Annotated in this window: 9 protein-coding genes; 3 read left to right on the top strand and 6 right to left on the bottom strand. The window is 52.0% G+C overall.

The window, feature by feature from the left end; genetic code table 11:
• Positions 1-9 precede the first annotated feature (9 nt).
• Positions 10-933: a LysR family transcriptional regulator gene (locus tag BB497_05585; GenBank protein AVI62216.1), complete on the bottom strand. Its 924-nt coding sequence runs from the start codon at positions 931-933 to the stop codon at positions 10-12.
• Between the two features lie 183 nt (positions 934-1,116).
• Here BB497_05585 and BB497_05580 point away from each other — a divergent pair, with 183 nt between their 5' ends.
• Positions 1,117-2,019, top strand: a complete 903-nt coding sequence (locus BB497_05580) for an agmatinase (protein ID AVI64270.1) — start codon at positions 1,117-1,119, stop codon at positions 2,017-2,019.
• An 86-nt stretch (positions 2,020-2,105) separates the two neighbouring features.
• Here BB497_05580 and BB497_05575 read toward each other — a convergent pair whose 3' ends face one another.
• The 5 genes from BB497_05575 to BB497_05555 form a co-directional block, all read right to left on the bottom strand.
• Positions 2,106-3,380, bottom strand: a complete 1,275-nt coding sequence (locus BB497_05575) for an O-acetylhomoserine aminocarboxypropyltransferase (protein ID AVI62215.1) — start codon at positions 3,378-3,380, stop codon at positions 2,106-2,108.
• Positions 3,381-3,587: 207 nt separating this feature from the next.
• Complete coding sequence (locus BB497_05570) at positions 3,588-3,812, bottom strand: hypothetical protein (protein AVI62214.1); 225 nt, start codon at positions 3,810-3,812, stop codon at positions 3,588-3,590.
• 179 nt (positions 3,813-3,991) lie between these two features.
• Positions 3,992-4,780: a sigma factor SigB regulation protein RsbQ gene (locus BB497_05565; protein AVI62213.1), complete on the bottom strand. Its 789-nt coding sequence runs from the start codon at positions 4,778-4,780 to the stop codon at positions 3,992-3,994.
• A 41-nt stretch (positions 4,781-4,821) separates the two neighbouring features.
• The gene (locus BB497_05560; protein ID AVI62212.1) at positions 4,822-6,564 is read right to left on the bottom strand and encodes a diguanylate cyclase; all 1,743 of its coding nucleotides are present in this window, start codon (positions 6,562-6,564) and stop codon (positions 4,822-4,824) included.
• Between the two features lie 292 nt (positions 6,565-6,856).
• On the bottom strand, positions 6,857-8,320 hold the full coding sequence (locus tag BB497_05555; protein ID AVI62211.1) for a cytochrome c oxidase accessory protein CcoG: 1,464 nt from the start codon (positions 8,318-8,320) through the stop codon (positions 6,857-6,859).
• A gap of 283 nt (positions 8,321-8,603) precedes the next feature.
• Between BB497_05555 and BB497_05550 the strand changes: the two genes are divergently transcribed.
• Both BB497_05550 and BB497_05545 read left to right on the top strand, forming a co-directional pair.
• Positions 8,604-10,013 (top strand): GntR family transcriptional regulator, encoded by a 1,410-nt coding sequence (locus BB497_05550; protein AVI62210.1) that lies wholly within the window; start codon positions 8,604-8,606, stop codon positions 10,011-10,013.
• 248 nt (positions 10,014-10,261) lie between these two features.
• The gene (locus BB497_05545) at positions 10,262-11,113 is read left to right on the top strand and encodes a diguanylate cyclase (GenBank protein AVI62209.1); all 852 of its coding nucleotides are present in this window, start codon (positions 10,262-10,264) and stop codon (positions 11,111-11,113) included.
• The last annotated feature ends 19 nt before the right edge of the window (positions 11,114-11,132 follow it).

The following is an 11,132-nucleotide window of genomic DNA, read 5'->3' as shown; positions in this document are numbered from 1 at the left end:
GCTCACACCTTATCGGCCAAAGCGCTTAGCAAACGCGGTAAGCTCATTCGTTAGCCAAGCTATCGCAGGATCATTGGCATACAGCCCGTGCTGGATCAGCGTCATGTTAAGTGCAGGGAGCTCTTGGGGTGGCACAACGATGCGCACTGGCAGCATCGTGATGAACCGCTCAGCCATTTGCCTCGGCAGGGTCATAATGGCATCGGTTAATGACACAACTCTAGCCGCCGCGATGTAATTTAGATTTTTAGAAATAACGCGGCGGCTTAGCTTATGCTGCGCTAAGCAGTTTTCGATACTACTGGGCAATAAACCGCTGATATCGGCCAACTCAACATGGGGCTGACGGGCAAACTGCTCGATGGTCAGCGCCTCTCCCACGCCGTCATTATCCGCTGCAGCTAAGCAGACCAACGCTTCATCCATCCACGGTGTTTGGATGACACCTGTGGGCAATGCGCTCTGGCTATCTAACCCCACCACCATATCTACCTGGCGCTGCTCTAACGCATCGCTAAGCACGTCAGGCGTAATTAGCTCTATCGAAAAGCTGATCTCCGGCGCGTAAGTCAGCAGTTGACTAAGAAAAGCCGGATACATCACCTCTTCAAAGTAATCGGTGGTGGCCAGGGTAAAGCGACGCGTGCTGCTCGCCGGGGTGAACGATTCTGGCGGGGCCAAGCCTGCTTGCAGCAGTGCCAATGCTTGCTGCACCACCGGCAGCAGCGCCAGCGCCCTTGGGGTTGGCTGCAAGCCATTGCCCGTTCGCACTAACAGCGGGTCGTCTAGCGCTTCCCGCAGCCGCTTTAAGGCGTGACTAAGCGCTGGCTGACTTAGATGCAGCTTTTCTGCCGCCCGCGTCACATGGCGCTCGCGCATCAACGCCTCAAATACCAAGAGTAAATTTAAATCAAAGTGGCGAAGCGAACGCATGGTGACTCACTATTTGCAGTGCGAATGGTTTCATTCTAAACATTCATTTCATTCATTACCAAAAACGCCTTATCGTCACGCCTCTTTCGCCTCTTCCACCTCTATAGGCGATGTCACCTCCTTTTTAAGTACGTCAGGAGACGCCCTGCAGTGACCCTTTCGCACACTCTCTCTGCACCCACCATGCCCAGCTTATATGGCGATGTTATCTCAACCTTTATGGGCGTACCCAAAGCTATTGATCCCAAAGCGACCGATGCTGAGGTAGTGGTAAGCGGTGTACCCTTTGACTTGGCGTGCTCTGGCCGGTCGGGCACCCGCATGGGGCCCAACGCCATTCGTCAAAGTACCGCCAATTTAATTTGGGAAGGCAAACGCTGGCCTTGGGATTTTGCCCTGGAAGATCGTCTGCGGGTGTGCGATGCGGGCAATCTGGACTATGCCTACGGCGAGCCGGAAAGCTTGGTAGATAACCTTGAAACCCATGCGATGCGTTGGCTAAAAGCGGGTAAAAAAATGCTCACCCTGGGCGGCGACCACTACATCAGCCTCCCGCTGCTGCGTGCCCATGCTCGGGAACATGGCCCGCTGGCACTGATCCATTTTGATGCCCATACCGACACCTATGAGCAAGGCACACGCTTTGACCACGGCACCATTTTCCACCACGCCTTAAAAGAGGGGCTGGTGGTGCCTGAGCACTCACTACAAATTGGCATTCGCACCAGCTACGACCGTCACAATCACCCTTACGAAGTGCTGGATGCCGACTGGGTGAACGACCACGGCGCCGCTGCGGTGTTGGAGCGCATCCGAGCCCGCGTGGGTCATCATCCGGCCTATGTGAGCTTGGACATCGACGGCTTAGACCCCGCCTATGCCCCCGGCACTGGCACACCCGTCTGCGGTGGTATGACCACTGATTTAATGCTGAAAGTGATACGCGGCATGGTAGGGATGGACTTGGTAGGAATGGACGTAGTGGAAGTAAACCCTGCTTACGACCACGGTGATATCACATCGCTTGCCGCGGCCACGCTGGGGCTTGAGTTTTTATACACGCTGGCCGCGTCTAAAAGCGCTTAACGAAGTTTGTTTCACAAAGGCCGCCGTGCCTTAGCGTTTTGAGCTAAAGCGCGGCGGCCAATTAACGGCTTAAGAAAGCCTTCGCACTACCCTTGGGAGGCGGCTAGTGCCTGGTCGATATCTGCTAATAGGTCATCAATATGCTCAATGCCAATCGACAGACGAACCATATCAGGAGAAACGCCCGCGGCCTTTAACTCCTGCTCGTTTAACTGGCGGTGGGTGGTAGATGCCGGAATGGAAGAGCAGCTCTTGGCATCGCCGATATTCACCAAACGCAAAATCAGTGATAGCGCATCGTAGAAGCGCTCACCCGCCGCTTGGCCGCCCGCAATGCCAAAACTAAGAATTCCCGACGCATGGCCATGCATATAACGCTGGGCCAGCGCATGGTCAGGGTGGTTTTCCAAGCCCGCGTAGTGCACCCACTTCACCAGCGGATGGCTTTCCAAGTGCTTGGCAACGGCTAACGCGTTAGCACAAATGCGTTCAATGCGCAGTGACAGCGTTTCCAACCCCTGCAGCAGGTTCCAGGCCGCCTGGGCAGAGAGCGCTGCGCCCATATTACGCAGCGGTACTACTCGGGCACGGGCGATAAACGCTGCCTCGCCGACATCACGGGTATAGCTCACCCCATGGTAGGAGATATCCGGCTCGTTCAGCAGCGCAAAACGTTTCGCATTTTCCGCCCAGGGGAACTTGCCTGAATCAACAATCACACCGCCGACAGTAGTGCCATGGCCGCCAATATACTTAGTAGCCGAGTGAACGACGATATCCGCCCCGTGCTCGATCGGCCGACATAAAAACGGCGTGGCAGTGGTGTTATCCACAATCACCGGCACACCATGGCGATGCGCTGCGTCAGCCAGCTTTTGCAGGTCTACCACGCCACCGGATGGATTGCCGATGCTCTCGCAAAAAACCGCTTTGGTACGCTCATCAATCAGCGCTTCAATGCCGTCGATATCGTCTTTATCGGCAAACCGCACTTGGATGCCTTGGCGTGGCAAAGTGTGGGCAAACAAGTTGTAAGTGCCGCCATACAGCTCGCTAATCGAGACGATATTATCGCCCGCTTCAGCGATGGTTTGGATCGCGTAGGTAATGGCTGCCATGCCAGAGGCCACCGCCAAACCCGCAATGCCTCCTTCCAGCGCAGCCACCCGCTGCTCCAGCACGGCGCAGGTTGGGTTCATAATCCGCGAGTAAATATTCCCTTCCACTTTCAGATCAAACAGATCCGCCGCGTGCTGGGCGCTATCAAATGAAAACGACGTGGTCTGGTGGATCGGCACAGCAACGGCGTTTTGTGAATCAGGCGCATAGCCATGGTGGAGAGCAATGGTTTCAGGCTTCATAAGATCGGCTCGCTGGTTGATGAGAAGTCATCAATGCATCCTAAACAAGCCCAGACGTCAAGGCTAATGTCATTTAATCTACTCATTGCTAGCACCTGCTTGTATTATGAACTGATATACCCCTAGGGAATAAGCCAACACAGCAGTAAATTATAATACTTGATGCTTTAACTTATAATTATCAATGCGCCTTTCCAAGGAAGCTTGTTACAGGGTGGTGTCGTTAAACATGGGTATGCGCCGCTTTATGGCTTGGGCCGCCTTAGGCACCGCCACTAAACGGATCAGATAGGCGACTACCAAGCCAGCGATAATCGAAAATAGCATGCCCATCCCTACACGAAACATCAGTGCCGTGAAAAAGGCGGCCAGCACTGCTGTTAAAATTTCTTCTAGATGACCTTGAATCCATTCGCGCCAACTGGGTTGCATAACTATCTCCTCATTAATGCAGTCGTTTCAGGTAGACCGTGCGCGCCCCGCTAAAACAGCCACCAATTATCCTACAGCTCAACTTGTCCGCTGCCAGAACCCACCTATCAGCTAAGCTGATTAACAGCGCCTTCTACAAAAACAACCTGCCATTCTTGTTACTAATTCACATGAAGCGATTAGTCATCTAACCAGGCCTGAATTTCTCGCAAAACAAGCGCTGGGTGTGTCATGTGGATACAGTGCCCTTCGCTTTCCATTATGCGCAGCGTGCTCTGAGGCATCTGCGCATGAATGTAACGACCGACTTCCGGGTTGGCAAGCGCATCATCTTGGCTTTGAAGCACAAGCGCAGCGTGCTGTGCTTGTGGCAGTAAATGGCGATAGTCTGAAAAGAACGTAGCCTTCGCGAATGTCTGCGCCAGCACCGGATCGGTAGAGCAAAAACTGCTTGAAAGCTCATCAATGAATACCGATGCGTTTTCGCTGCCCACTACAAGGGGTGCTAGGTAATTAGCCCACCCTATATAATTGCGCCCCATAAGATCAATCAGCTCTTCAAGGTCGTGTTTTTCAAAACCACCGTAATAGTCCGGCGGCATATTTAAAAAACAGGGCGATGGGCAAATCATGACGTGACTGGCAAAACGCTCGGGGCTAGCATTAGCGGCAAGCAAACCAATACTGGTACTAACCGAGTGACCTACGAAATGCACGTCGTTAAGGTCTAGCGCTTCACATATCTCGTTTACATCGAGGGCATAGCCTTCCAGCGTACTATAGCGTGATTCACTAAAAGCGGATGCTTGCGAATGACCTGACCCTACATAGTCAAATAACACTAGCGTGTAGCGCTCTTTTAACTGGGGAGCGATATATTTCCACATATTTTGATCACAGCCAAAACCATGGGCTAGCATTAGTGTTTTCTCGCCAGTCCCTATAATCGTTACATTATTGCGAAGCATCACTTGCTCTTTCGATAACACGCTAACATCACTCCCTTACGTCAAATAACATCACGGTTAAATTTCTTTTTGAATCCTTGCTGATGCCACTTATCCATCCAGCCTGGCAAGTCTTGAGCAGGCATAGGGTGAGCAATAAAATACCCCTGCCCACACTCACAACCAAACTCAATAAGCTGTTGGCCATGTGCTAGCGTCTCAACACCTTCGGCAACCACATCACACTCGAATGCTCGCGCAAAACCAATCACTCCTTTTAGGATGGCTCGGTCACCGGTACTGGTCAGCATGTTCTGCACAAAGCTACGGTCAATTTTGAGCGTATCAACCGAGAGGTCTCTGAGATGGCTTAAAGAAGAATAGCCTGTGCCAAAATCATCTAGCGAGATTCGGATTCCCATCACTCTGCAAGCATTCAGCACGGAGTAGACATGCCCCACGTCTTCGATAGTGCTTGTTTCAAGCACTTCAAGCTCAAGCCGATGCTTAGGTAGGCTTGGAAAATCCGCAAGTATGTTGCTTAAATCATGAAGAAAGTGGGAGTTCTGCAAATGATACCCGTCGATATTAACGCTGACGTGTACATCTAGGCCCTGTTGGAGCCAGGTTTGCAGCTGGCGAAGTGCACTGGTAATAACCCAGCGCCCTAACGCTATGCCCGTAGAAGTGTTAGTGAGCACGGGCAAAAAAGTTACCGGTGCCTTTAACCCTTCACTGGGGTGGTTCCAGCGTATGAGAGCTTCAACCCCCAGCACTCTCCCGGTCAGCATGTTGATCTTAGGTTGGTAGTAAAGCTCGAACTCGTTAGCCTCCATGGCCGCTTTAATAGCAGCTAGTTCTGACTGTTTACTTTGTTGAACGTGTTCATTGTCCACATTAAATAAGCAGATTTGATTCTTGCCTGACAGCTTAGCTTGATACATCGCTTGGTCAGCTTGTCGAATCAAGTGATCCGGCTCAACCTCTTTCGACTGCGGGTATAACGTAACGCCGATACTGGCTGAAAGCGTTAACAATACGGAGTCTATCTCAAAGGGCTCAGCAAGCTTGTTAATCAGCCGCGAAAGCGACTCCTCTACTAAGCGCGCACTAAAGCGACCATTTAAAAAAATAACGAACTCATCACCGCCAAAGCGGGCGATTACGTCATCACTTCTTAGATTACTGGCTAAACGCGTGGCGACGAGCTGAATAACCTTGTCACCCGCATGATGCCCATAGCGGTCATTGACCTCTTTGAAGCCATCAAGGTCCACAAACGCAAGCGCAAATGCCATATCATCTTTTTTTTGTTCGATAATTTTCTGATCAAGATGCTTCGCCATAGCAGTACGGTTAGGCAGGCCCGTCAACTGATCCGTATCAGAGATCCTACGCAGTAAAGACACCTTCTGCTCAAGCAGCTGCTTGGTTTCCGTCAGCTCTTCAAATAATCGATCAGAGCGGCGGGCACTGCTAATACTCCAGAAAAATTTTCCGTTAGCGCTATCATCGCACAAAATACTAACCACTATCGGCAAAGCAGTGTTGCAGTGGCTCACCATACACAGCCGGATTTCATGGCACTTTTTTTCTCGCACCAAAATAGGCACTAAATAAGTGTCATACATAATCTGTGACGCTTTACTCAGCAAGGTAAACAAATCGGCGCCCAACAGCTCATCGGTTGAATAGCCGTGATACTCCTCAAGATAGCGGTTGCAGTAAAGAATGCGTCGCTTACTGTCGGTAATCATGCATCCCACTGGGAACGTATCGAGCGAAAATTGGTTGGATGTGTACATGATCGACCTTGGACAATGTCACGATGATTCATAGTAAACTCTCTATAGTTCCATATAGTCCCTGATAATTAGCTAGGTTGCTATTTTTATGGCGTAACCAATTGGTACTGCCTAAAAAAGATATCTAACCTAAGTAGCTAAACGTAGCTTAGTGTATTAGTGGTATCGCGATTCTCTCAAAGGGTGAACATTTCGAGAGAGTAATAGAGTGACAACGGCGCCTTTTGATAGGCGCCGTTGTCACAGTAGTGTAAGTCGTTAGATGCTTAGATGGATGCTTAATCGCCAGCGACTACTTCACCATAGGCCCTAAAAATCGGGTTTCGTTAGCACTTATTATCGAAGGGTCACCTAGCGCGATGAAGCGCAACTCGACAGGGTGGCTAGGCTGTGTCAGGTCAGCTGCATCTGCCGTTAAGGCGACCCTTAAGCTGCGTGTCTCGTTAGCGCCTACCTCTATGGTGTCCATCCCCTGCAAGCGCAGCCCCGGCAACCCCGATACTGATAACGCATAGCGATGTGTCTGGCTATCTTGATTACGCAATGTCAAATTGTAGTAATTGATAATGCGCCCCTCCGCCGTGCTTTCAAACAGCGTTTGACGGTCCCGAACTACGTCAACATCAATGGGTACACGGGTATTCAAAAAGTCGACGAGCAGCACCACCATGGAGAGCAGCGCTACGGCATACACAAGCAGCTGAGGGCGCCAGAAGCGTGTCAGTTGACCCTCCAGCGCACGTTCTGTGGTATATCGGATAAGCCCAAGCGGTTTGTCAATGCGCGTCATCACACTGTCGCACGCATCGATACACGCGGCACAGCTAATACATTCGTACTGCAGGCCATCACGAATATCGATACCTGTCGGACAGACCTGAACACACAGCTCACAGTCGATGCAGTCGCCAGCGCGGGATGTCTCTGTGCCCGTCTGGGGGTGTTTGCGGCGCGGCTCACCGCGGACGGCATCATAAGAAACGATCAGTGTATTGGCATCAAACATTGCCGACTGAAAACGCGCATAAGGGCACATATGCAGGCATACCTGATGGCGCAGCCAGCCCGCGTTAAGGTACGTAAAAACCGTGAAGAAGCCGACCCAAAATAGCGCCCAGGGGTGCGCCGTCAGGCTGACAACATCCACTACCAATTCTCTAATCGGCGTAAAGTAACCGACGAAAGCAATCCCCGTTGCCAAGGCAATGAGCAGCCAAGCCGTATGTTTAAGGCTCTTGCGCCATAGCGTCACCAAACGCCGCGGCGCTTTATCCCGGCGTTTGCGACGATGCCGCGGCCCCTCCAAGCGGTGCTCAAACCAGATGAATAGAAACGTCCAAACGCTTTGCGGGCAGCTATAGCCACACCACACACGCCCAGCCACCACGGTGATCAAAAACAGGCCGAACGCGCACAGCACTAATATCCAGGTCAGCAAGATAAAGTCCTGTGGGTAAAACGTCGCCGCAAACAGATGGAACTCTTGGGCAGACAGGTCAAACCATACCAGCGGCCTATCCCCCCAATTAAACCATGGCAAACCAAAATAGAGGGCCATTAACAACCAATTTGAGCGGCGCCGGATGCGCTGAAAAAAACCACCTATTTCTCGTACATAAATATGCCCAAGCGTGGGGGACTTATTAGGGGAAGGAGGGTTGCTAGAAGCGTAGTGACGGGAAGCATCAGACGAAGGTGAGTGATGCTCAACCGCTGCCTCAGCGGTTAGGTTGTGCAGTGGAATGCGTTGCGTCATACCGATATCCAGAAAAAAAGGAGTGGAGGTCTAGACGGTCGAGGGGCGTCACCGATGATTAGCCACTACTATCTCCACTAAGCCGGATGACAAACAGGCGCAGTTTTAGAGAAATATTGCGGATCAGTTGAGGCATTCCCGCCTATAAACCTCCATCTGATATGCTTTTTATTGCCTGAGTTGAGCCTGTTTTAAATTTTTCAACTGCGTCACAGTGGTACTTCCCTACCGCAAAGCGTTACGCCGTGCTACCTAACACTGTGCTAAACAGACGGTTTATCCCATGAAACGCTACGAACAATTTGCCGATGAGATAGCCGCGCTAATTCGCCAGGGTGTCCTGGGCCCTGGGGAGCGCATTCCTTCCGTTCGTCAGGCCAGCCTCCATCATGGCATTAGTCCATCCACGGTGTTTCAGGCTTACTACTTACTTGAAAACCGCGGCCTCATCACCGCGCGGGCACGCTCAGGCTATTTTGTTCGTGAGCATGCTCGGCGCCTGCTGGGCGAACCACGTGTGACGTTGCAGCCCACCGCCCCAGCGGACGTAAAAGTAAGTGAGCTAGTATTCTCAGTACTCGATTCGCTGCAAGACGACCAAACAGTGCCTTTTGGGTCCGCATTCCCCAGCCCTGAGCTGTTTCCGCTCTCTCGATTGAGCACTAGTATGTCCCGGGGGCTACGTGCTCTTTCGCCCCAGCAGGTGGTGGCCAATATGACAACGGGGCATATCGACCTCTGTCGACAAATTGCGCTGCGCTACATGCTGGGCGGTATTACTCTGCCTATGGAGGAGTTGGTTATTACCAACGGTGCAATGGAAGCGCTCAATCTAGCTCTACAGTGCGTAACCCAACCAGGCGATTTAGTAGCGGTTGAGTCCCCGGCTTTTTATGCCAGCCTGCAAGTCCTAGAGCGGCTGAAATTGCGTGCGGTGGAAATTCCGGTTCATCCGCGGGAGGGCATCGACCTTGAGGTGTTAGCAGAGCGAATGGCGTCGCTACCTATCAAAGCCTGTTGGTTTATGAGCCATCTACAAAACCCGCTCGGTGCCAGCCTAAGTAATGAGCGAAAACAGACCCTTTGCCAGCTGTTAAAACAGCACCAAGTCCCCATGTTAGAGGATGATGTGTATGCCGAGCTTTATTTTGGAAGCAAGCCCCCTACCCCAGTAAAAGCCTATGATGATGAGGGGCTGGTTATTCACTGCAACTCGTTCTCGAAGTGCTTGGCACCCGGCTACCGCGTTGGCTGGGTAGCCGGTGGCCGCTACGCCAAGGCCGTTGCTCGGCTGAAGCTAATGACAACCATCTCGCCTTCCGTGCCCGCCCAGGCAGCCATTGCCGATTATTTGCAGCACGGCGGTTATGATCGCCATTTACGTAAGCTTCGCCACGCTTTAGAAGCCCAACAAGGCAGCATGCTGGCAGCCGCAGATCGTTACTTCCCCACCCAAACGCGTATCACTCGCCCTGATGGCGGCTACTTTTTGTGGGTAGAGCTTCCTGAGACAGTAGATTCACTGCGCTTATTTAACATGGCGCTCGATCATGGCGTTAGCTTAGCGCCCGGCCCGATTTTTTCAGCAACACAGCAGTTCCGGCACTGCGTACGATTAAGCTATGGCCACCCGTGGAACACACGCAGCGAACATGGCATGGAAACGCTAGGGCGGCTATTAACCCTGTTCTAAGCCCTGCTGTTATGTGGCTATTTCAAGCGTGCTTCTCAACTGATACGGTTTTCATGTATTTGTGCTCTATGACGACTTTCATACCGTTCTAAGTTCATGATGGAGCTAGTGAGCTGAACCCGCCAATAGTCTTACGTTGTCTGGTCAACGTATTAGGGTTTGAACCATGGGTTATGATCAGTTTTCTCAAGATGCTTAGCGCTACTTTACGACTAGCCGCCATCGAACAATGTTCACCGGATTAGCCTATGCCCGTTGACCTGCAAGCACTCTACCCCAAGCTAGTTCACTTGATGCTGGACACGGTCTTCGTGGTTGACGGAGACAATCAGATTCTCTTTGTGAGTGACGCTTGCGAGTCGCTGCTTGGCTACCGTGCGGATGAGCTGGTCAGCACCTTAATCACCCGTTACATGCACCCTGAGGATCTCGCGCTCACCAAAGCGTCCATTGTGCGCGTCATGAGCGGCCAGCCTCACGTTGATTTCCGCAACCGCTACCTCCGCAAGGATGGCAGTACGGTGCACATTTTATGGTCTGCTCGCTGGTATGAAGACAAGGAAGTGCGTATCGGCGTAGCCCGGGACGTCACGGCCCTCGTACAAGCTGAAGATGAATTACGTTTTCTCGCGCATCACGACCCATTAACGAAGCTAATCAATCGATCGCTCTTTTATGATCGATTAGTCTCCGGCTTGAGCACAGCCCGGCGTCACCAGAATAGCCTCGCGGTACTTTTCCTGGATGTGAATGACTTCAAAACGATAAACGATACCTATGGACATGCCATAGGGGATGGGGTGCTCTGTGCGGTGGCGCAACGACTAGAAAGTTGCCTACGTGAAACGGATAGCGTCGCGCGGATGGGCGGCGATGAATTCACGGTACTGCTGACGGATATCCCCTCGATGGAAGCCGTGACACACAAGATAGAGCAGATTCTCACCGTCTTGGCCGAGCCGCTGGGCGCAGAATTCGGTGAGATCAGCATGCCATCTTGCAGTATCGGTGTGGCGTGCTACCCCGCCGATGGGGACGATGCGGACACGCTGCTCAGGCATTCAGATAGCGCGATGTACACTGCCAAAAAGCGCCGGTAAAACGCCCATCGTGCTAGTG

This window comes from Halomonas sp. GFAJ-1 (assembly GCA_002966495.1).
Taxonomy (GTDB): domain Bacteria; phylum Pseudomonadota; class Gammaproteobacteria; order Pseudomonadales; family Halomonadaceae; genus Vreelandella.
Note: the sequence above shows the minus strand (reverse complement) of the source record. Positions and strands in the feature narration are given on the sequence as shown.

Coding starts and splice junctions, on each gene's coding strand:
- BB497_05575 (AVI62215.1), bottom strand. CDS start 3,380: ATGAAGCCTGAAACCATTGCTCTCCACCATGGCTATGCGCCTGATTCA.
- BB497_05580 (AVI64270.1), top strand. CDS start 1,117: ATGCCCAGCTTATATGGCGATGTTATCTCAACCTTTATGGGCGTACCC.
- BB497_05550 (AVI62210.1), top strand. CDS start 8,604: ATGAAACGCTACGAACAATTTGCCGATGAGATAGCCGCGCTAATTCGC.
- BB497_05570 (AVI62214.1), bottom strand. CDS start 3,812: ATGCAACCCAGTTGGCGCGAATGGATTCAAGGTCATCTAGAAGAAATT.
- BB497_05565 (AVI62213.1), bottom strand. CDS start 4,780: ATGCTTCGCAATAATGTAACGATTATAGGGACTGGCGAGAAAACACTA.
- BB497_05560 (AVI62212.1), bottom strand. CDS start 6,564: ATGTACACATCCAACCAATTTTCGCTCGATACGTTCCCAGTGGGATGC.
- BB497_05555 (AVI62211.1), bottom strand. CDS start 8,320: ATGACGCAACGCATTCCACTGCACAACCTAACCGCTGAGGCAGCGGTT.
- BB497_05545 (AVI62209.1), top strand. CDS start 10,262: ATGCCCGTTGACCTGCAAGCACTCTACCCCAAGCTAGTTCACTTGATG.
- BB497_05585 (AVI62216.1), bottom strand. CDS start 933: ATGCGTTCGCTTCGCCACTTTGATTTAAATTTACTCTTGGTATTTGAG.